This is a genomic window from Kitasatospora sp. SUK 42 (genome assembly GCF_015776785.2).
Taxonomy (GTDB): Bacteria; Actinomycetota; Actinomycetes; order Streptomycetales; family Streptomycetaceae; genus Kitasatospora.
Genome location: NZ_LFMD02000003.1, coordinates 788,140 through 809,311, shown reverse-complemented (window position 1 = coordinate 809,311; position 21,172 = coordinate 788,140). Strand labels below are relative to the sequence as shown.

The window sequence follows — 21,172 nt, the reverse complement described above, 5'->3', positions numbered from 1 at the left end:
CCTGAATGTGCATCGACAAGTTCTTTGGGTGGTGGGTGCTGGCTGCCTGTCGGATTTTCTCTGGATGGCAGACTCTCGTGTCCGCATACTCTGCCCGCAGATCTGGTGCCGCAGTGTCGGTCTCTTTGGGCTCTGGACGGCCGGGCCGCAGAGTTGGCCCGCTGGCCCGACATCAGCTTCCGACATCAACGGCCGCGGACACCGACAGCCCTGCCAGCGCACGGGTGGATCGCTGCCGGGCCGCGATCACGGGCGTGCGCAGCTACGGACACCACCCGATCGAACTTACAAAGCAGATGTCGGCGGTTCGGAACCGTCCGCGCCCACGACAGGGAGCCCGGTGTTCCCGACCGTGGTGGTCGGGAACACCGGGCTCCTTCGGCGTCGGGGCCGGGGTCAGACCTCGATCACCCGCAGGGCGGGGTGGTCGGTGGTGTTGAGGTAGAGCTTCTCCTTGGTGCCCTCCTGCTCCAGCTCGATGACGAGCCGGTAGCGGTACAGGCCGGGCTTGGCGGTGCTCAGGACGGTGCCGGCCCAGTAGTAGTAGACCGGGGTCAGGGGGGAGCGCATCCGGTCGGGCATGCCGTAGATCTTGAGCTCGGTGAAGAGCTTTCGCTCGGCCACGTCCTCCTCGTCACCGAGTTCGGTGTCGAGGACCACGATGTTGTTGATCTTGGGCATGGGCGGCCAGGTGCCGTCCAGCCGCCGCTCCATGTCGAGCGGGCGGATGATCCAGTTCAGTACCTGGCCCTGCTTGCAGACCGTCTCCAGCTGCCGGGTGCCCTGGCCCGAGCCGCCGACGCTGTTGTCGATCATGTACATCGCGTCGTTGAGCGAGCGGTTCGCCGTGGCCCGCTCCATGTTCACGAACGTGACGATGTTGAGCTGTACCGAGTTCAGCTGCCCGGCGTTCTGCTTCTCCGGCTCGGTGCTGCGAATGCTGGTTGTCAAGGTTCCTCCTCCGCTGCTCAGAGCTGTCCGGTCGCCCGGCCGACCAGGACGGGCGACAGGGTGGTGGTGATCGGCTCGACCTGCGTGCCCAGTCGGAACCTGATCCGGTACGGCACCGGGGACGCCTGGTCCTTCTTCACCGTTCCGGTCCAGTAGGCGACGTCGGTGCCGGGGTACACCTTCCGGACCGGCTCGCACACCTCGTGGTCGATCTCGATCCCGTCGATGGCCACGAAGGCCTCGCATTCGAGCGCCAGCACGTTCCAGAGCAGCTGGTCGCCGGCCTTGACGGTGGTCCTCAGTTCCTCGGTGCCGAACCCGGTGGACCCGCCGGTCTTGTTGGTGTCGTACAGGTACAGGTGGCCGTGGGTGTTCTGGGCCGCCAGCATGCCCACGCAGTCCACCACCGCGGTGATCGAGATCGGGCGCTTCGGCGTCGTCTTCTGCCGTGGCTTGGTGGTCATCTACTCCTCCTCGTCGTTACTGGATCAGGGGCTCAGGCGAAGTTGGCCGGGGCGATCGGCAGGTAGCCCATGCCCGCGCCCGTGAAGCCGTTCCGCTTGGGGTCCGCGGTGATCCGGAGCTTCGACTCGCAGGTGAGGTTGACCGGCTCCCAGGTCCACTCGCCCGACCGCTGGATCAGCTCGTGGAGCTGGATCCGCATCTTGTAGCTGTAGGTCCCGGGCCGGGAGGTGTCGACCGTCGCCGACCAGTACCAGCCGTCGGTCACCAGGTCCGGGGAGCCGTACTCGGCCGGGTAGATGACCTTCTCGTCCACCGCGTCGCCGAAGATGTCGGTGATCACCGGGGCCGGGTAGCTGTGCGTGTCCTGGCCGTGGTCGGAGACCATGTTGCCCGTGACGTCCAGGACCCGGTGCCCGGAGAGGGCGCGGGTGCGCGAGGTGGTCCTGACCTTGGTGCCGACGGTCTTGTGGATCCGGGCGAGCGCCGCCTCGGTGTCGCCGTTCGCCGCCACCCCGGGCTTGCCGGCCAGGTCCGCCAGCTCCGCCAGCGCGTCCTTCTCGGCCTGCCGCGTCCGGGCGGCGTGGTAGCCGCGGGGCACTGTCGGCGGGATCGAACCGAGGCTGTACGGCAGCCAGTTGAGGACCTGCTCGCCGGCCTGCGAACCGTCGCTCCAGTAGGCGCCGTTGACCGCGGTGACCAGCTCGCCGGTGCCCTGGTTCAGGGAGCCCTGGAGCTTCATGTTGTCGAACAGATAGGTGTTGCCGGTCAGCGTCCGGGACTCCAGCGCGTTGCCGACGTCCACGAGCACGATGATCGCCAGTTGTTGGGCCATGTGCCCACCCTCCTTGTCGGTGTTCCGCCTACAGGCACATCAGCGCGGGCGAGTCGACGTGCAGCACGCTGTGGTCGCCCTCGTACATCTGGAGCTCCAGCCGGTACCGGTACGGCACCCCGGGCGTCAGGTACGGCGGCACGACGCCGGACCAGACGTTGAGGTCCAGCTGTCCGCTCTCCAGCTGGTGGCCGGCCGGTGCCGCGCCGGCCAGGCCGCCGGCCGCGCCCTCCGCCGCGCCGCCCAGGCCGCCGTCCGTGCCGTCGCCGAGAGCGGGAGCGCCCGCCGGGCCGTGGTCGACGCCGTACTCGGGCGCGGCCGGGCCCCCGCCCGCCGGGAGGAAGCTGATGCTCCTGATCTCGACGGGGGTCTGCAGGTCGACCGCCAGGGCGGACCACTGGACCACCTGGCCGGGCACCACCACGGTGACCAGTTCCGGCGTCCCCTGGCCCCTGCTGTCGAACGACCCGTCGTCGATCAGGCAGAGGTTGCCGTTCTGCAGCGACTTGTCCGAGAGCGCGCCGATCACATCCACCACGACGGCGATGTTCACTTGCGGTTTCATACTCACTCCATTCCTCAAAACCACGTACTGGAGCGGCAGTTGTGCCGTCCTGCTGGTTCTGCTGGGCCGAATGGGCCCTAGCCCCGGTCGCGCACCAGGGGCACCTTGCCGACCGAGGTCCGCTCGATCTCCGCGGACGCCCTGGGCACGAACTTGATCAGGAACCGGTACCCGGTCTTCTCGATCGAGGCGGGGTTGGCCTCGCCCTGGTTGAACAGCGAGAGCGAGCGGGGCAGCGAGTTCACGAAGACGTGCTGGACCCCGTACGGGCCGAGCGCGGTGTCCAGCCGGTACGTCAGCCCCGCGGCGTCGTCGACCGAGGCCAGCAGCGTGATGGTCTTGCCCTCGCGGTGGTTCACGAACTGGATCTCGTGGGCCACCACGTCCAGGTCCACCGCCACGGCCTTGTCCAGGTCCTCCCGCAGGGCCTCGTAGGCGCGCGGGGCCGAGTACTGGCTGTCGTTCAGGTGCAGGATGTCCCCGGTGCGGCCGGCGAACTCGAACTGGCCGGCCTTGAGCCCCGGCCCGTCCAGCCTCGGGCGGCGGATCATCCGGTCGCCCAGCTTCAGCCGCAGCAGCGGCGCCTCGTGCGCGTGCAGCCGGGTGACGACCAGCTCGCCCTCCTCGCCCTCGGCGACCCAGCGGCCCTGGGAGTCGACGATCTCCACCAGGTGCAGCCCGGGAACGGCCGCCAGGTAGGGGGACTCCTCCGTCAGCTGCAGCCCGATGGTCTCCGCCTGGGTGGCGGCGAAGTAGCTGAGGATCGCCAGGTTCGGGTACATCGCCTTGAGCTCCGCCCGCTTGCGCTGCGGCAGCACCCCGCTCCCGTACAGCGCCACCCGGAAGCTCTCCTTGGCCTCCCGGCTCATGCCCGCGCCGAGCTCGCTGAGGATCGCGATGCCCGCGGTGATCCCCATCAGCGCCTTCGGGCCCGGGTACGAGAACATGTGCTCCAGCACCGGGGCGGTGACCGGGCCCGCGCCGATGTAGTTGACGCCCGGCACCTGGGCCAGCACGCCGCCCACCATGGTGCCGCTGCTCCACATCTGGTAGTCCGCGAGCGTGGTGTACAGCCACTTGGGGTCGCTGCTCCGCAGGTACCCGTCCAGTTGGTAGGCGCCCATGAACCGGCCGGCGACCTCGTAGGTGTCCCGCAGCTCCCGCAGCGAGTAGACCGTCTCCAGGGGCTTCCCGCCGCTGGTGCCGCCACTGGCCACGATCTCGAACCCGCCGCGCTCCAGCGGCACCACCATGCCCGGGCGCGAGTCCATGAAGAAGTCGCGCTGGGTGTCCTTGTCCGACAGCGGGATCCGCTGCCACTCCTCGTACGTCTGCGGCGCCTCGCTGATCCCGGCGCCCGACAGACGGCTGCGCCAGAGCGGGTTGAGCAGCACCGTGTTGACCATCTGCTGGAGGCGGCGCAGCACCAGGGCGTCCTGGATCTCGTGCGACACCTCGCTGTACGGCGACTGGCAGACCCGCTCGCACTCGTGGAGCTTGCTCGCGAAGGAGGGGAGCTTCTCCACCGCGTCGATCGAATCCGGCTTCAGCTCCCAGTCGGGGATCAGCCAGCTCGCCAGCTCGCCGACGCCGCCGGGCGCCGCCGGCCGGGCGGGTGCGGCGTTCACTGCACTCATCGTCAATTCCTCGTTTTCGTCTTGTTCATTCGCGCGGGTGCCCCGGTTGGTGCGGCGGCTCTCACCTGGCGGCGGCCAGCAATTCGATGCCGACCCGCCTGATCTCACTCAGCAGCATCCGGAAGTGCTCGGTGGTGATCTGGTGGTTCATCATGACCACGCGCAGCGCGGCGACGCCGTCGATGTTCACCTTGGAGATGAAGAAATTGCCCCGGAGTTTGATCCGGTTCCTGATCGCCACCTGGAGACGGTGCACGTCCTCGTCGGGGAGTTCGGCGGGGCGGTAGCGGAAGCACAGGATGTTGGCCTCCGGGCGGTGCACCGTCTCGAATTCCGGCTCGTCCTGGAGAATTCCGTGGATTTCCTCGGTCAGTTCGCAGAGGTATTCGATCTTCTCGGCGAAGAGGGCCCGGCCGTAGACGGACCAGAGGGTCCACAGCGGCATGATCATGGGCCGCTTGGTGCACTCGAAGTTCCTGGCGCCGCTGTCGAGCTCGGTGTAGCGGTCCGGCTCCTCGTCGAACACGTAGCTGGCGCGCTGCTGGAAGGCGCCGAGGCTGTCCTCCTTGTTCCGGTAGAACAGCAGCGTGCAGGGCGCCGGGACGAACATCATCTTGTGCGCGTCCCACGCCAGGGAGTCGACCTTCTCGACCCCCCGCAGCTTGTGGCGGAGCTTGTCGGAGACGAGCAGGCTGGCGCCGTGCGCGCCGTCGACGTGCAGCCAGATGCCCAGCTCCGCGGTGAGGTCGCCGAGCTCGTCGAGCGGGTCGAAGGCGCCGACCGAGGTGGTGCCGGCCGAGGCGACCAGGGCGAACACCTTCAGCCCCCGCCGCTCGGCGGCCTCCAGGGCGGGCCGGACCTGCTCCAGGCAGATCTGCTGCTTCCGGTTGATCGGCAGCCGGACGATCTGCGACTCGCCGATCCCCAGGATCCCGGCCGCCCGCGAGACGCTGTAGTGCACGTCCGCGCCGACCGCGATGGCCGGGCGGGGCCCGCCGTCCGCCACCGGACTGCCCCCCGACCAGAAGTCGGGGAACATCTTGTTCCTGGCTGCGAGCAGCGCGGTCAGGTTGGCCAGCGACCCGCCCGAGGTGGTCACCATGGCGTAGCTGTCGGGCTCCCAGCCGATGAACCGGTTCAGTTCCTCGGCCATGATCCGCTCCGCCACGCTGGGCAGCTGGCCGGCCTCGTAGAACGAGGACGGCTGGTTGACCACCGAGCTGACGAAGTCGACGACCCCGCCCAGCGGTACCACTCCCGAGAACTGCCGTCCCATGTAGCCCGGCGAGTGGACCGGGATGCCCGTCCTGACGTACAGGTCGGTGATCCCGTCCAGCCGCTTCTCGTCGAAGGCCGCGATCTTCTCGCGCTCGTCGGTCATCAGGGCCCGGGCGGCCTGGGTCAGCGTTTCCGGGTCGATCAGTTCGAGCCCTCTGATCGACGAGTCGGCCAGGTGCTCCTCTAGTCGGCCCAGTACCGTCTCGGAATTCTTCCGAAAAAGATCGGGATCGAAGGTGTCGGTCAGCATTTCGCCGCCGTGCGTTTTCCCGACCCTGAAAGGCGCGGAGAGCCTCGGTTTCTGAACACCGATGAGCGATCCGACTCCGCCCTGCTGCTCGACCATTTCGTGCGTCGATCGAGATTCCATCATAGGAGCCCCCCAATGGCCCTTGTTGAGGACACCGCGACTCTCCCTTTCCGGCGCGGTTCATGTCCAGCTGGGTAACTCGAACGAGTGAATCTATGTTTTCTATCGGCTTTCGATTGCACGCCGTCGCGGCCCGGCTTCGACACCCGGAATCCCGTGAAACGGCTGGCCGGAGCGGTGATGTGGTCCGTCACAATTCGAACGGTGGAATCGAACTGTGTGGCGATTAATCGAACACTGAATTCGGCATCTTCATGGCGTTATGTCGGTTTTCCGGCCGGGCCGCTCCGGCTTTCCGGCTGGTCGCGGGCGTGCCGCCGTCCGGCCGTCACGCCGGGTGGGCAGCGAGTGCGAACCGTTCCGCTTACGGGTGACGGGGGGCGGCGGGATGTTGCCGGCGGGGCGGCGGCGGGATGGTGCCGGCAGGGGTGGCGCGGGACGTTGCACGCGGGGTGGCGGGGCCGGAGGGCACGGGCGAGGATCGGGGGGACCGTACGGACCCCTGAGGGCGGTGGGCGCGGATGGCGGAGCAGATGGGGGAGACCCGGGCGGAGCTGTCGGCGCGGCTGAACTGGTTGCGGGCCGCCGTCCTGGGGGCCAATGACGGCGTGGTGTCGACGGCCGGGATCGTGACGGGTGTGGCGGGCGCGGCCGGCTCCCGTACGGCGCTGCTCGCGGCGGGGGTGGCCGGGCTGCTGGCCGGGGCGATGTCGATGGCGGTCGGCGAGTACGTGTCGGTCAGCACCCAACGGGACACCGAGCGGGCCGCGTTGGCGAAGGAGCAGCGGGAGCTGACGGACGACCCGGAGGGGGAGCTCGACGAGCTGACCGACTACTACCGGGACAGCGGACTGACCGACGGCCTGGCCCGCGAGGTGGCGTCCGCGCTCACCGAGCGGGACGCGCTGGCGGCCCACGCGCAGACCGAACTCGGCATCGACCCCGAGGTGTTGACCAACCCCTGGGAGGCGGCGCTGGCCAGCGCGGCAGCGTTCACACTGGGCGCCCTGGTGCCGCTGCTGGCGGTCATGCTGCCGCCGGAGACCTGGCGGCTGCCGGTGACGGCGGCCGCGGTGGTGGTCGCGCTGACCCTCTCGGGCTGGACCAGCGCCCGGCTGGGCGGGGCCGGTCCGGCGCGGGCGGTGGGGCGCAACGTCGCGGGCGGGCTGCTGGCGATGGCGGTGACGTACAGCGGCGGCGTGGTGCTGGGCCACCTCACCGGGTGAGTTCGTCCGGGACGGTTCGTCCGGGTGTGGTTCGCCCGGGGACGGCGTTCAGGGTGTGGTTCGCCCGGGAAGGCTCGTCCGGGTACGGCGTTCAGGGTGCGGCGTTCCGGGTGCTTCGCCCGGGAGGCGAGTGGGCGCGGTCTGTGTTTGTGTGGCTGCAAACCGCTTGGGAGAGGTGAACCGCCGTGACCATGCCCCCGTTCGGATCGAACGACCCGTTCTCCGACCTGCTCAGCCGGTTCTTCGGGATGAGCCCGCTGGCCTCCCCTCCCGCCGTTCAGCGGGTGCCGATCGGGCGGTTGCTCAGCGAGTCCTCGCAGGAGCTGCTGGCGCTCGCCGCGCAGCGCGCGGCCGAGGACGGCAGCAGTGACCTCGACACCGCGCACCTGGCCTGGGCGGCCACCCGGGTGGAGCCGTCGCGCCGGATGCTGGAGCGGGCGGGCATCGACCCGGACCGGCTCTCCGGGGACCTGGAGCACGCCCTGCCGTCCGGGAACGGGGAGTCGTTGGACGGGCAGCCGGCGCTCACCCCGTCGGCCAAGCGTGCGCTGCTCGCCGCGCACGCCCGTTCGCAGGCGGTCGGCGCCTCGTACATCGGCCCGGAGCACATCCTCGGCGCGCTGCTGGACCAGGAGCGTTCGGGCGCGGGCGTGGCGCTGCGCAACGCGGCGCCCTCGCAGGAGGCGCTGAAGTCGGTGCTGGAGGGGCGCGGCACCGGCGGCGAGCGCAGCAGCACGGGCGCGCACCCGAGCGAGACGCCGACGCTGGACGAGTACGGGCAGGACCTCACCGAGGCGGCGCGCTCGGGCCGGCTGGACCCGGTGGTCGGGCGGGCCGAGGAGATCGAGCAGACCGTCGAGATCCTCTCCCGGCGGACCAAGAACAACCCGGTGCTGATCGGCGAGCCGGGCGTCGGCAAGACCGCGATCGTCGAGGGCCTGGCCCAGCGGATCATCTCGGGGGACGTGCCGCAGAGCCTCAGGGAGAAGCGGGTGGTCACCCTCGACCTGACCGCGCTGGTGGCCGGCTCCAAGTACCGGGGCGAGTTCGAGGAGCGGCTGAAGAAGGTGATCGACGAGGTCACCGCGGCCGAGAAGAGCGTGATCCTGTTCCTGGACGAGCTGCACACCGTGGTCGGCGCGGGCAGCGGCGGCGAGGGCTCGATGGACGCCGGCAACATCCTCAAACCGGCGCTGGCGCGCGGCGAGTTGAGCGTGGTCGGCGCGACCACGCTGGACGAGTACCGCAAGCACGTGGAGAAGGACGCCGCGCTGGAGCGCCGCTTCCAGCCGGTGCTGGTGCCCGAGCCGAGCGTCGAGGAGACGATCGAGATCCTGCAGGGGCTGCGCGACGCGTACGAGGCGCACCACCAGGTGCGGTTCAGCGACGAGGCGCTGGACGCGGCCGCGACCCTCTCCGACCGGTACGTCAGCGACCGCTTCCTGCCCGACAAGGCGATCGACCTGCTGGACCAGGCCGGTGCGCGGGTGCGGCTGCGCAGCCTGAGCGGCTCCACCGAGGCGACCGGCGTGCAGGACCGGATCACCAAGCTGAAGCGGGAGCTGGACGAGGCCGTCGCGGACGAGGAGTTCGTGCGGGCCGCCAACCTGAAGACCGAGCTGCGGCAGACCGAGGACGAGCTGGCGGCGATCGCCGAGTCCCGCGAGGAGGTCGTCGACGTGACGGCCGACGACATCGCGCAGGTGCTGTCCTCCCGGACCGGCATCCCGGTCGCGGAGCTGAACGCGACCGAGAAGGAGCGGCTGCTCAAGCTGGAGGAGCACCTGCACGAGAAGGTGATCGGCCAGGACGAGGCGGTCACCGCCGTCGCCCAGGCGGTGCGCCGCGGCCGGGCCGGGATGGGCGACCCGGAGCGGCCGACCGGCTCCTTCCTCTTCCTCGGGCCGACCGGCGTCGGCAAGACCGAGCTGGCCAAGGCGCTGGCCGCGCTGCTGTTCGGCGACCCGGACCGGATGATCCGCTTCGACATGAGCGAGTTCCAGGAGAAGCACACCGTCTCCCGGCTGGTCGGATCCCCGCCCGGGTACGTCGGCTACGAGGAGGCCGGGCAGCTGACCGAGGCGGTGCGCCGCAAGCCGTACAGCGTGCTGCTCTTCGACGAGGTGGAGAAGGCGCACCCGGACGTCTTCAACCTGCTGCTCCAGGTGCTGGACGACGGGCGGCTGACCGACTCCCAGGGGCGTACGGTCAACTTCCGCAACACCGTGGTGATCATGACCAGCAACATCGGCTCGCAGCGGATCCTGGACCACGCCGGGAACGTGGACGAGATCAGGGACGACCTGATGCGGGACCTGCGCCGGCAGTTCCGGCCGGAGTTCCTCAACCGGATCGACGAGGTGATCGTCTTCCACGCGCTCACCCGCAAGGACCTGCTGTCGGTGGTCGACCTGCTGCTGGAGCGCAGTCGGCGCCGGCTGCGGGCGCAGGACGTGCGGCTGGAGGTCACCGAGACGGCCAAGGAGTACCTGGTCAACCGCGGTTACCAGCCGGAGTTCGGGGCCCGGCCGCTGCGCCGGACGATCCAGTCGGAGCTGGACAACCGGATCTCCAACCTGCTGCTGGACGGCACCGTGCGGGAGGGGGACACGCTGATCGCGGACGTGAGCGACGGCGAGCTGGCGGTCACCCTGGCGCGGCCGGAGCCTTCGGCGACGTTCGAGGAGGCGGAGGAGAAGGCGCGGGCGGCGGCCGACGCGGAGGGCTGACGCCTTCCCTGGTCCGGGCGCTTCCCCGGTTCGGCTGCGTTCCCGGTTCGGCTGCGTCCCCGGCTTGGAAGTTTCCCCGGATTGGAGGCTTCCCCGGTTCGGGTGTACTCCAGCGGGAGTACGCCCGAACGCCACTGGTGGAGGACGCGTGGGGGCGGGGCGCGGGTCTAGCCTTCCGGGCATGATGCCGCCCATGTCCCGACCGGAGCCGTCGGAGCCGTCGGGCCCGGGCCCGGCCGCGCAGCCGCCGGAACCGCCCGAGCCGTGGCGCCCGCCGTGGGTGCGCGCGGCCAAGGCGGGCCTGCCACTGGGGCTGTCGGCCGTGCTCGCGGTGGTCCAGGTGGTCGGTTCGACCTTCGCCGCCCACAACCAGCACGGGCGGGCCCCGCTGGACGCCCTCGGCTACTTCCTGCTGGTGCTCGGCCCGGCGCTGCTGGTGCTTCGCGACCGCCGCCCGGTCGCGACGGTGATCGGCACCTCGGTGGTCACCGCCGGCTACCTGGCCGCCGGGTACCCGTACGGGCCGGTGTTCGTGAGCTGGCTGATCGCCTGCTGCGCGGCGATCGGCGCCGGGCATCGCCGGGCGGCCTGGGCGGGCCTCGGCGGGGTCTACCTGGTGCACGTCCTGGTCACCTTCGTGCTGCCGGTCGGCTGGCGGCGCACCAGCCCGCCGTCCGACATCGCCTGGCTGGAGGAACTCGGCCTGCTGGCCTGGCTGTTGCTGGTGATGGCGATCGGCGAGATCGTCCGCTTCCGGCGCGAGCGGATCGCCGCCCACCGGGCCTACCGGCAGCAGCTGGAGCAGCGCCGGGCCAACGAGGAACGCCTCAAGATGGCACGGGAGTTGCACGACATCCTGGCGCACAGCCTGTCGCTGATCAACATCCAGGCCGGGGTCGCGCTGGCCCTGCTCGACCGGCGGCCGGAGGAGGCCCGCACCGCGCTGGTCACCATCAAGTCGACCAGCAAGGAGGCGCTCGGCGAGGTCCGCCAGGTGCTGGCCACACTGCGCGGGCCCGGGGCGGCGCCGCGCGGGCCGGCCCCGGGGCTGGAGCGGCTGGACGAACTCACCGAGCAGGCCGAGCGGGTGGGCCTGACGGCGGAGGTGCACGAGTTCGGCGAGCGGCGCCCGCTGTCCGCCACCGTGGACCTCACGGCCTTCCGGATCGTCCAGGAGGCGCTGACCAACGTCATCCGGCACTCGGTGGCCAGGGACGCGGTCGTGGTGCTGGACTGGCGGGATCGGGCCGTACTGGTGGTGCGGGTCGAGGACCCGGGGCCGACGGTGGTCGGCGACGCCGGCGGCTCAGGCAGCGGGCTGGTCGGGATGCGGGAACGCGCGGCCGCGTTCGGTGGCACCATCACGGCGGGGCCGCTGCCCGGCGGCGGCTTCCGGGTCCGGGCGGAGCTGCCGACACCGAAGGCGGAGAGCGATTGATTCGGGTACTGCTGGCGGATGACCAACTGCTGGTCCGGGCGGGCTTCCGGGCCCTGCTGGACCTCCAGGACGACCTCACCGTGGTCGGCGAGGCGGACGACGGCGAGGAGGCGCTGCGGCTCGCCCGCGAACTCGTGCCGGACGTCGTGCTGATGGACGTCCGGATGCCGCGGATGGACGGGCTGGAGGCGACCAGGAGGATCGCCGAGGACGCCGCGCTGTCCTCCGTACGGGTGGTCGTGCTGACCACCTTCGAGCTGGACGAGTACGTCTTCGAGGCGCTGCGCTCGGGGGCGGCGGGCTTCCTGGTCAAGGACACCGAGCCGGCCGACCTGCTGCGGGCGATCCGGGTCGCGGTGGCCGGGGACGCGCTGTTGTCGCCGGGGGTGACCAGGCGGTTGATCGGGGAGTTCGCCGCCCGGTCGAAGGCGCCCGAGGCGGTGCCGGAGGGGCTCTCGGACGTCTCGATGCTGACCGAGCGGGAGCGCGAGGTGCTGGCGCTGGTCGGGATGGGGCTGTCCAACGAGGAGATCGCCCGCCGACTGGTGGTCAGCCCGCTGACGGCGAAGACGCACGTCAGCCGGGCGATGGTGAAGCTCGGGGCGCGGGACCGGGCGCAACTGGTGGTGCTGGCCTACGAGTCGGGGCTGGTGCGGCCGGGCTGGCTGGGCTGAGCCGGACCGACGCAGCCCGATCCTGGCCCTGCACGCCTACTCCTGGCGCGGCGCGTCGCGGGGCGTCCGTACTCTCCCGGGAGTATCCCAACTGCCGCTGCTGGTAGGACGCGTGATGAGAACCCTCGGCGGGACGCTCTAGGCACCTCGGGAACGGCCCGAGGTCTGGAGGCCCACCACCGAGGAGTTGAAGCGCGATGTACACGCAGTTGGCGGACTGGCACGGGCCCGGTCCCTGGATCCTGCTGGTCCCCTTGGTCTGGATCGCCGTGGTGGTTCTGGTGATCACCCTGCTGCGCCGCACCCTCTGGCGGCGGCACGGCTGCGCGTTCGGGGCCGGGACGGGGGTCTGGGCCGGATCCCGGCTCGGATCCGGGGCGGAGCACCCGCTCGCCGTCCTGGGCCGCCGCTACGCCGAGGGGGACATCGACGCCGAGGAGTACCGCGCCAGGCGGGCCGTGCTCACGGAGCCGACGAGCGACGTCCCCCGGGGAGGTGGCGCCGCATGACCACCCTCGACGTCGTACGCGGTACCGCCGCCCGGGTCGCCGACGCCGTGAAGATCTACGGCGTCGGCGGCACCGAGGTCCGGGCACTGGACCACGTGACGGTGGAGTTCCCGGCCGGGCGGTTCACTGCGATCATGGGGCCCTCCGGTTCGGGCAAGTCCACCCTGATGCACTGTGCCGCCGGGCTGGACACCCTCACCGCCGGCAGCGCCTGGATCGGCGAGACCGAGCTCGGCCCGCTCAACGACCGGCGGCTCACCCTGCTGCGCCGGGAGCGGATCGGCTTCGTCTTCCAGGCCTTCAACCTGGTGCCCACGCTCACCGTCCGGGAGAACATCACCCTGCCGTTGGATCTCGCGGGGGTCGCCCCCGATCAGGCCTGGCTGGAGGCGCTGATCAGCATCATCGGACTGGGCGACCGGCTGCGGCACCGCCCGAGCGAGCTCTCCGGCGGCCAGCAGCAGCGCGTCGCGGTGGCCCGGGCGCTGGCCGGGCGGCCGCAGGTGGTCTTCGCCGACGAGCCGACCGGCAACCTCGACTCCCGCACCGGCGGCGAGGTGCTCGGCCTGCTGCGCCGCGCGGTGGACGAGATGGGCCAGGCGGTGGTCATGGTCACCCACGACCCGACGGCGGCCGGCCACGCCGACGAGGTGCTGTTCCTCGCCGACGGGCGGCTGGTGGACCGGATGGAGCGGCCGAGCGCCGGGCTGGTGCTGGACCGGATGAAGGCCTTCGAACGGGGGCGGTCATGACGTCGGCACCGGTCACCGCCAGGCTCAGCCTGCGCTCGCTGCGCGCCCACCGGCGCCGGCTGGCCGGCACCCTGCTCTCCATCCTGCTCGGGGTCAGCTTCCTGACCGGCACGATGGTGCTCGGCGACACCCTGCGGGCCAACTTCGACACCCTCTTCGCCGACGCCAACGCGGGCACCGACGTGGTGGTCCGCAGCGCCGACGTGCTGGACTCCGCGGGCACGGTCGGCGGGGTGCGGGCCCCGGTGGCGGCGGCGCTCGCCGACCGGCTGCGCACGATCCCCGGGGTGGCGGCCGCCGAGCCGTCCGTCCAGGGCGCGGGCCAACTCGTCGGCAGCGACGGCAAACCGATCGGCGGCCAGGGCCCACCCACCCTGGCGGGCAACTGGCTCACCGACAGTCGGCTCAACCCGTACCGGTTGGCCGAGGGCCGGGCGCCGGGCGCCCCGGGCGAGGTCGTGGTGAACCGCGGCGCGGCGAGGACGGGCGGGCTGCACCTCGGCTCGACCACCGTGCTGCGCACGCCCGACCCGGTGCCGGTCACCGTCGTCGGCATCGCCACCTTCGGGGCGAGCGCGGACGGCATGGGGCCGAGCACCTTCACCGCGATGACCTTCGACGACGCCGAGCGTCACCTCACGCCGCGGGGCGCGGGGCAGGCCGGCTCGATCCAGGTCCGCGCGGCGGGCGGGGTCTCCCAGCGGGAGCTGGTCGCCCGGATCAGCCCCCAACTGCCCTCCGGTGTCCAGGCGATCACCGGTGCGGAGGCCACCCGGGAGAGCACCCAGCTGCTGTCCGGGCGGTTCCTGAGCATGTTCACCACGCTGCTGCTGGTCTTCGCCGGGATCGCGCTGCTGGTGGCGACGTTCACCATCCACAACACCTTCGCCATCGTGGTCGCCCAGCGCACCCGGGAGAACGCGCTGCTGCGGGCGCTCGGCGCGGGGCGCGGCCAGGTGCTCGGGGCGACGCTCGCGGAGGCGCTGGCGGTCGGCCTGCTGGCCTCGCTCGGCGGGCTGCTCGGCGGGATCGGGGTGGCGACGGGGCTCAAGGCGCTGTTCTCGGCGCTCGGCTTCGCCCTGCCGACCGGAGGCATGGTGATCAGTGCGGCCGCCGTACTGATGCCGTTGTTGGTCGGGACGCTGGTCGCGGTGGGCTCGGCGCTGCTGCCGGCCGTCCGGGCGGGGCGGACGGCGCCGCTGGCGGCCCTGCGGGACACCGGCGTCGACCGGGCGGCCGAGGGGCGGTCCGGCACGGTCCGGACGGTGCTCGGCGGCCTGCTGGTGGCCGGGGGAGTGCCGGTCGCCGTCCTCGGTGCCACCGACGGCCCGTCGGTCGTGCTGACGGCGGGCGGGGCACTGGCGGTGCTGGCCGGCACGGTGGTGCTGGGCCCGGTCGCGGCGGCCTTCGCGGTCCGGACGCTGGGCGCGCCTCTGCCCAGGCTGCGCGGGGTCTCCGGGGTGCTGGCCCGGCGCAACGCGGCCCGCAATCCGCGCCGTACCGCGGCGACGGCCAGCGCGCTGATGATCGGCGTCGCGGTGGTCACCCTGTTCACCGTCTTCGGCGCCTCGATCAAGGCCACCCTGGACGACACGGTGAGCAAGTCCTTCGCGGGTGATCTGGCCGTCACCACCTCCTCGTTCGGGGCGGGCGGCAGCGGGATCAGCCCCAAGGTCGCGGACACCCTGGCCGCCCTGCCCGAGGTCCGGCAGACGGTCGGGCTCGGCCGGGGCGTGGCCCGGATCGACGGGCACGGCCGGACGCTGGACGTCACCGACCCGGCCCGGCTGTCCGGGATCGTCGACCTCGGCCGGGTGGACGGCTCGCTCGACGCGCTCGGTACGGACGGCCTGGCGGTTTCGCGCAGCGAGGCGCAGCAGCGCGGCTGGCGGCTCGGACAGTCCGTCACCGTGGGCTTCACCGACGGTGCGAGCGGACCGTTCACCATTCGCGCGCTGTACGAGGGCGGCGGGCTGGCCGGGGACTACCTGATAACCCGGCAGGCGTGGGCCCCGCACCGGGGGCAGGACGCCGACACCATGGTCGCGGTCGGGCTGCGCGAGGGCGTTCCGCTGAGCGCCGGCAAGGCGGCGGTGGCCAAGGCGCTGGCCCCCTTCAGCAACCCGCAGGTGCAGGACCGGGCGGAGTACGCGAAGAGCGCGGCCTCCGGGGTCGACATGATGCTCTCGGTGGTCTACGCGCTGCTGGCGCTGGCCGTGCTGATCGCACTGCTGGGCATCGCCAACACCCTGACGCTGGCGGTGCACGAGCGGACCAGGGAGCTGGGGCTGCTGCGGGCGGTCGGCCAGACCAGGGCGCAGCTGCGCGGGATGGTCCGCTGGGAGTCGGTGCTGGTGGCAGCCTTCGGGACGGTCGGCGGGCTGGGGCTCGGGGCCTTCCTGGGGTGGGCGCTGGTGCGGGCCTCGGACAGCGCGGGGACGGGATCGTTCGCGATCCCGCCGGGGCAGCTGGCCGTGGTGCTGGCGGCCGGGCTGCTGGCGGGCGCGGTGGCCGGACTCCGCCCGGCGGGCCGGGCGGCGCGGCTGGACGTGCTGCGGGCGATCGCGGCGGAGTAGGGACGGCGGCGTGGAGAGGAGGGTGTGGAGAGGGGAAGGGGGTGGGGCCGGTCAGCCCGCGGCCTGCGGGAGCACCTCCCGCAGGAGCGGGTCCGGCAGCCCGCGCTTGCGCCACTCGCGCGGGTAGCCGAGCGAGACCTCCTCGAACGGGACGCCGTCGTAGCTGGTCTTGCGCGGGATGTGCAGGTGGCCGTAGATCATCGCGGCGGTGTTGAAGCGGCGGTGCCAGTCGGCGGTGAGCTCGGTGCCGCACCACTGGGCGAACTCGGGGTACCAGAGGACCTCGGTGGGGTGGCGGACCAGCGGGTAGTGGTTGACCAGGACCAGCGGGACGTCCGGGTCGCAGGCCGCGAGCCGCTCCTCGGTCAGCCGGACGCGCTCGCGGCACCAGGAGTCGAGGTCCGGGAACGGCTCCGGGTGGATCATCCGCTCGTCCGCACAGACGATGCCGCTCGCGTAGGCGGCCGCCAGGGACTCCTCCTTGGTGGTCGTGCCCGGCGCACGGAAGGAGTAGTCGTACAGGAGAAAGAGTGGAGCGATGCGGACGGGGCCGCCGGCCCCCTGCCAGACCGGGTACGGGTCCTCGGGGGTGATGACGCCGAGGTTGCGGCACAGCTCCACCAGGTGGTCGTAGCGGGCCACGCCGCGGAGCTGGACCGGGTCGTCGGGGTGGGTCCACAGCTCGTGGTTGCCGGGCGCCCACACCACGCGGGCGAAGCGTTCGGAGAGCAGGCCGAGCGCCCACTCGATGCTGGTGGTGAGCTCGGCGACGTCCCCGGCGACGAGCAGCCAGTCGTCGGGGTGGGTGGGTTCGAGCTTCTGCACCAGCTCGCGGTTCTCCTGGTAGGAGATGTGCAGGTCGCTCACCGCGAGCAGCCGGCCGCCCGTTCCGGTGGCCGGAGGCGCCTGCTGTGCGTCGCTGCGGATCTCGGTACCCACTCCTGCCCCCTGTGCTCACCTGGCCGATGTGGCCACCCTACGTGGCGGGGCGGGGCCGCGGGCCGGGTTGACGGCATCAGCCGTTCGGTAGGAGGTACGGGAGTTGACCTCGGTTCAGGAGCCGATGTCGATGAGCACGCCGTGGGAGGTGGCGGTGGTGACGGCGAGGATTGCCAGCGAGGCGATGCCGAGTGCCAGGCCGAGGAAGGCGCGGCCTCGGCGGCCGGTGCCGCGGACCAGGGCGAGCGTGGCGAGGGTGATGGCGATCGGGCCCAGGACGATGTTGAAGAGCAGCAGGCCCGGGAGGCCGAGGAGGAAGGAGGCGACGGCCATGTTGTCGGCCTCGGCGGTGTCCTGACGTTCGGTGACGGTGCTCATGGCGGTGGGGTCCTCTCGATGGGAGGGACGGGCGGGTCGGCCTGCGGCTGCGGTCAGCGGTGCCGCAGGCGGGCGATGCCCTCGCGGGCGCCGAAGGCGAGCAGCCAGGCGGTGATGGCCGCGGCGGCGGTCAGGAAGACCGGGAGGGAGGTGTGCGCGGCGGCGCCGATCAGGACACCCATGGCGACGAGGGCGGAGAGGAGGATCACGGCCGGCTCCTTCGCGTTTGAGACTGCGTCGATTTCGGTTGACAAATGTTCACCGAGTTCGGTGCTCACTGTACGCCCGGCTGGCCAAGTTCGGCAAACGACTGTTTACTGAATGGCGTGAGTCACACCGTAGGGGCCAGACAGGCCCAGAAGCAGCAGAGTCGGCGGGCCTTGCTGGACGCGGGCCTGCACCTGCTGGCCGATCAGAACCTGGCCAGCCTGGGCGTCCGCGAGGTCACCCGGGAGGCCGGGCTGTCCCCGGCCGCCTTCTACCGGCACTTCCCGGACCTCGCCGCGCTCGGTGTCGCGCTGGTCGAGGAGTCGCTGGCCAGCCTGCACGTCATGATCCGCTCGGTGCTCGCCGAGGCCGGCGACGCCGAGGAGCTGATCGACCGTGCGGTGGACGTGATCCGGCGGCACGTCCGCGAGCACCGGCCGCACGTGCGCTTCCTGGCGCGCGAGCGGCACGGCGGGGTCCGGCGGGTGCGCGAGGCGATCGACGCCGAACTCGGCCGATTCGCCGCCGAGGTGGGCGCCGCCCTGGCGCTCCAGCCGGTCTCGCGGGGGTGGAGCGAGCAGGACCTGCGGATGCTCGCCGAGTTGTACGTGGACCACATGGTGTCGACGGCCTCCGCCTTCCTGGAGGCCCAGGAGGCCGACCCGGACCGGGAGCGGCGGATCGCCGCCACGGCACGGCTTCAGCTGCGCCTGATCAGCCTCGGTCGGCGCCACTGGCGGGGGAACTGAGCGCTCGCGACGCTAGCGGGCGCGGCGGAGGGTGGGGGTGTGCCGTCGCGAGCAGGGGTGTTCTCTTGGGCTGGTTTTGACTCTTGACAGTGGGTCATGTCCGCGACAGCTTTGGTGGACCCCCACACCGAGAGGTCTCTCATGAAGAAGCCGCTCATAGGCATGCTCGCCACGCTCCTGGTCGCCGGGGCCACCGCCCTCGCCGGCGCCCTCCCGGCCCAGGCCGCCGCCCCGACGGCCCCCGCCGGGGCCCGGGGCGTCCAGGCCCGAAGCGTCCAGGCCCAGCCCGTCGACGCCCAGGCCGCCGACAACCCCTCGGCCCTCAAGGCGGCCCCCCGAGTCACCGTCAACTTCGCCGGGACGGTGGCGCTCAGCAACTGCTCCGGCTCGCTGGTGCGGGTGCCCGGCTCGGCCGCTAGCGACCCGGCCCTCGTCCTCTCCAACGGCCACTGCCTGGAGTCCGGCATGCCCGGCCCCGGCGAGGTGGTGCTCAACCAGCCCTCCAGCCGCACCTTCACCCTGCTGAGCGCCAGTGGCAGCGGCCTCGCCACGCTGCGCGCCACCAAGGTGGTCTACGGCGCCATGACCGACACCGATGTGTCGATCTACCAGCTGAACACCAGCTACGCCTCGATCAAGTCCCGGTACGGGATATCCCCGCTGACCATCTCCGACACCCACCCCACCCAGGGCGCGGACATCCGGGTCGTCTCCGGTTACTGGAAGAAGATCTACTCCTGCTCGATCGACGGCTTCGCCTATCAGTTGAACGAGGCCGACTGGACCTTCAAGGACTCGGTCCGCTACACCTCCGGCTGCAACGTGATCGGCGGAACCTCCGGCTCGCCGGTGGTCGACACCTCGACCGGTCTGCTGGTCGCCGTGAACAACACCATCAACGAGAACGGCGAGTCCTGCACCCTCGACAACCCGTGCGAGGTCGACCAGAACGGCACGGTCACGGTGCACCAGGGCATCGGCTACGCCCAGGAGACCTACGGCATCCCCGCCTGCTTCGCCCCCGGCAACCGCTTCGACCTCACCCTGCCGGGCTGCACCCTGGCCCGCCCGTAACGCCGAGCCGGTGACGCCGAGCCCGTAACGCCGAGCCGGTGACGCAGGGCCGGTGACGCCGGGCCCGTGACGCCGGGCCCGTAACGCGCACCCGTCAGTCGACGGAACCGAGTCCGACCCCCCCCCACTGACCAGCGCCCTTCCCCGATGGGCCACCCGCGACCAGGCGAGTGGCCCATTCGGTCGTCCACCGGGCGGCCTCCGCACCACCCGCACCACAGAGCCGTGCCGACGAGTCGGCCGTCATGTCCGTTGACCAGATGGAGAGTTGATGACCACCAAGCTGAGAAGGCTGCTGGTTTCCGTCCTGCTGATACCGATGTTCGCGATCGGCGGCCTGGCCGTCCCGGCGTCGGCTGCACCCGCTCCGGCCGGGGCCTCCCACGGCCGGAGCCCCGCGGACGACCCGAACGCCGACATCAAGGACCGTCTGGCCGCGATCCCCGGGGTGACCATCACCGAGGAGAAGCCGACCACCACCGGCCACCGCTACTTCCTCGCCACCTACACCCAGCCGATCGACCACTTCCGCCCCTGGCTGGGCACCTTCCAGCAGCGCTTCAGCCTGCTGCACCGCGGCTACGACCGCCCGACCGTCTTCTACACCAACGGCTACACCCTGGGCACCACTCCGTCCCGCACCGAGCCGGCCCGGCTGGTGGACGGCAACCAGGTGTCCATCGAGTACCGGTTCTTCACCCCGTCGCGCCCCGACCCGGCCGACTGGTCCAAGGCCGGCATCCGCCAGGGGGCCGCCGACTCGCACGCCCTGGTGACCGCGCTCAAGCGGATCTACCAGCAGGAGTGGCTCTCCACCGGCGCCAGCAAGGGCGGCATGTCCTCGACCTTCTACCGCCGCTTCTACCCGGACGACGTGGCGGGCACGATCGCCTACGTCGCGCCGAACAACACCGACCGCTACGACTACTCGGCCTACACCGAGTTCTTCCGCACCGTCGGCACCCCCGAGTGCCGGGCCCGGCTGAACGCCGCCCAGCGCGAGCTGCTGGTGCGCCGCGACCGCCTGGAGCCCCGCTTCATCGCGGACAACAAGGCGGCCGGTTCGACCTTCAACACCCTCGGCACCCCGGACCGCGCCTACGAGGCAGGCGCGCTCGACGTGATCTGGGCGTTCTGGCAGTACAGCCTGGAGTCGGACTGCGCCAAGGTCCCGGTGGCCGCCACCGCGACCGACGACGAGCTGTACGCCTGGTACGACTCGCAGTCCGGCATCACCGGCAACAGCGACCAGTCGCTGGCGAAGTACACCGCGTACTACTACCAGGCCGCCACCGAGCTGGGCGCGCCGTACTTCGACGTCTCGTACCTGCGGGACCAGCTGCACTACGACTACCTGGAGCTCTACTCGGCCCGCTCCTACGTGCCGAAGGAGATCCCGACCGTCTTCAACCGGTCCGCGATGCCCGAGATCGACCGCTGGGTGAAGCGCGAGGGCGAGCGGCTCATGTACGTCTACGGCGGCAACGACCCGTGGGGCGCCAAGCCGTTCCACCTCGGCCGGGGCAGTGAGGACAGCTACGTCTACACCGTGCCCGGCGGCAACCACGGCTCCAACATCGGCAAGCTGCCCGCCGAGCAGTCGGCGGAGGCCACCGCCAAGGTGCTGGAGTGGGCCGGCCTGGGAGACCAGGGCACCGCCCGCTCGCTCGCCAAGTCGCAGCAGTCGATCCCGCCCTTCGGCCCGCTCGACGCCGAGGGTCAGCGGCTGGAGCAGGAGCGCCGCCCGCTGTAGCACCCGGCAGCAACCCACGATGAGGAGGCCGCCCCGCCCGGGGCGGCCTCCGCGCGTTCGGAGCGGCGAG

19 protein-coding genes are annotated in these 21,172 nt (G+C 71.5%); 10 read left to right on the top strand and 9 right to left on the bottom strand.

The window, feature by feature from the left end:
- Positions 1-396 precede the first annotated feature (396 nt).
- The 6 genes from RZ50_RS13310 to RZ50_RS13285 form a co-directional block, all read right to left on the bottom strand.
- A complete protein-coding gene (locus RZ50_RS13310; protein WP_196952598.1) occupies positions 397-951 on the bottom strand; it encodes a hypothetical protein in 555 nt (184 codons plus the stop codon).
- Positions 952-968: 17 nt separating this feature from the next.
- Complete coding sequence (locus RZ50_RS13305; RefSeq protein WP_196952597.1) at positions 969-1,415, bottom strand: hypothetical protein; 447 nt, start codon at positions 1,413-1,415, stop codon at positions 969-971.
- A 32-nt stretch (positions 1,416-1,447) separates the two neighbouring features.
- Positions 1,448-2,248, bottom strand: a complete 801-nt coding sequence (locus tag RZ50_RS13300; protein ID WP_196952596.1) for a hypothetical protein — start codon at positions 2,246-2,248, stop codon at positions 1,448-1,450.
- 28 nt (positions 2,249-2,276) lie between these two features.
- On the bottom strand, positions 2,277-2,813 hold the full coding sequence (locus RZ50_RS13295) for a hypothetical protein (RefSeq protein WP_196952595.1): 537 nt from the start codon (positions 2,811-2,813) through the stop codon (positions 2,277-2,279).
- Positions 2,814-2,890: 77 nt separating this feature from the next.
- Positions 2,891-4,450 carry a hypothetical protein gene (locus RZ50_RS13290; protein WP_196952594.1) on the bottom strand — a complete coding sequence of 520 codons (1,560 nt, stop codon included), beginning with the start codon at positions 4,448-4,450 and terminating at the stop codon, positions 2,891-2,893.
- A 61-nt stretch (positions 4,451-4,511) separates the two neighbouring features.
- Positions 4,512-5,978 (bottom strand): pyridoxal-dependent decarboxylase, encoded by a 1,467-nt coding sequence (locus RZ50_RS13285; RefSeq protein WP_196952593.1) that lies wholly within the window; start codon positions 5,976-5,978, stop codon positions 4,512-4,514.
- 641 nt (positions 5,979-6,619) lie between these two features.
- Here RZ50_RS13285 and RZ50_RS13280 point away from each other — a divergent pair.
- From RZ50_RS13280 to RZ50_RS13250, 7 genes are all read left to right on the top strand, one after another.
- Positions 6,620-7,324, top strand: coding sequence for a VIT family protein (locus RZ50_RS13280; RefSeq protein WP_196952592.1), 705 nt, complete (start codon positions 6,620-6,622; stop codon positions 7,322-7,324).
- A gap of 185 nt (positions 7,325-7,509) precedes the next feature.
- Positions 7,510-10,053, top strand: a complete 2,544-nt coding sequence (locus RZ50_RS13275; RefSeq protein WP_196952591.1) for an ATP-dependent Clp protease ATP-binding subunit — start codon at positions 7,510-7,512, stop codon at positions 10,051-10,053.
- A gap of 193 nt (positions 10,054-10,246) precedes the next feature.
- The gene (locus tag RZ50_RS13270; protein ID WP_196952590.1) at positions 10,247-11,491 is read left to right on the top strand and encodes a sensor histidine kinase; all 1,245 of its coding nucleotides are present in this window, start codon (positions 10,247-10,249) and stop codon (positions 11,489-11,491) included.
- Positions 11,488-12,165: a response regulator transcription factor gene (locus RZ50_RS13265; protein WP_196952589.1), complete on the top strand. Its 678-nt coding sequence runs from the start codon at positions 11,488-11,490 to the stop codon at positions 12,163-12,165. The genes RZ50_RS13270 and RZ50_RS13265 overlap by 4 nt, the downstream gene beginning before the upstream one ends.
- Before the next feature lie 197 nt (positions 12,166-12,362).
- Positions 12,363-12,674 carry an SHOCT domain-containing protein gene (locus RZ50_RS13260; protein ID WP_196952588.1) on the top strand — a complete coding sequence of 104 codons (312 nt, stop codon included), beginning with the start codon at positions 12,363-12,365 and terminating at the stop codon, positions 12,672-12,674.
- A complete protein-coding gene (locus tag RZ50_RS13255) occupies positions 12,671-13,426 on the top strand; it encodes an ABC transporter ATP-binding protein (RefSeq protein WP_196952587.1) in 756 nt (251 codons plus the stop codon). Before RZ50_RS13260 ends, RZ50_RS13255 begins: the two co-directional genes overlap by 4 nt.
- A complete protein-coding gene (locus RZ50_RS13250; RefSeq protein WP_196952586.1) occupies positions 13,423-16,002 on the top strand; it encodes an ABC transporter permease in 2,580 nt (859 codons plus the stop codon). The genes RZ50_RS13255 and RZ50_RS13250 overlap by 4 nt, the downstream gene beginning before the upstream one ends.
- A gap of 51 nt (positions 16,003-16,053) precedes the next feature.
- On the opposite strand, the gene RZ50_RS13245 is transcribed toward RZ50_RS13250, so the two are convergent.
- The 3 genes from RZ50_RS13245 to RZ50_RS13235 all read right to left on the bottom strand — a co-directional run bounded on the left by RZ50_RS13245 (position 16,054) and on the right by RZ50_RS13235 (position 17,528).
- Positions 16,054-16,941, bottom strand: coding sequence for a metallophosphoesterase (locus RZ50_RS13245; protein WP_308271621.1), 888 nt, complete (start codon positions 16,939-16,941; stop codon positions 16,054-16,056).
- A gap of 114 nt (positions 16,942-17,055) precedes the next feature.
- Entirely contained in the window at positions 17,056-17,319 is a 264-nt protein-coding gene (locus RZ50_RS13240) for a DUF4190 domain-containing protein (protein ID WP_196952585.1), read from the bottom strand.
- A gap of 53 nt (positions 17,320-17,372) precedes the next feature.
- Positions 17,373-17,528, bottom strand: coding sequence for a hypothetical protein (locus RZ50_RS13235; RefSeq protein WP_196952612.1), 156 nt, complete (start codon positions 17,526-17,528; stop codon positions 17,373-17,375).
- Positions 17,529-17,645: 117 nt separating this feature from the next.
- Here RZ50_RS13235 and RZ50_RS13230 point away from each other — a divergent pair, with 117 nt between their 5' ends.
- The 3 genes from RZ50_RS13230 to RZ50_RS13220 all read left to right on the top strand — a co-directional run bounded on the left by RZ50_RS13230 (position 17,646) and on the right by RZ50_RS13220 (position 21,102).
- Positions 17,646-18,275 (top strand): TetR family transcriptional regulator, encoded by a 630-nt coding sequence (locus RZ50_RS13230; RefSeq protein ID WP_196952584.1) that lies wholly within the window; start codon positions 17,646-17,648, stop codon positions 18,273-18,275.
- Positions 18,276-18,416: 141 nt separating this feature from the next.
- Positions 18,417-19,349 carry a serine protease gene (locus RZ50_RS13225; RefSeq protein ID WP_196952583.1) on the top strand — a complete coding sequence of 311 codons (933 nt, stop codon included), beginning with the start codon at positions 18,417-18,419 and terminating at the stop codon, positions 19,347-19,349.
- A 271-nt stretch (positions 19,350-19,620) separates the two neighbouring features.
- Entirely contained in the window at positions 19,621-21,102 is a 1,482-nt protein-coding gene (locus tag RZ50_RS13220; RefSeq protein WP_196952582.1) for a S28 family serine protease, read from the top strand.
- Positions 21,103-21,172: the final 70 nt, after the last annotated feature.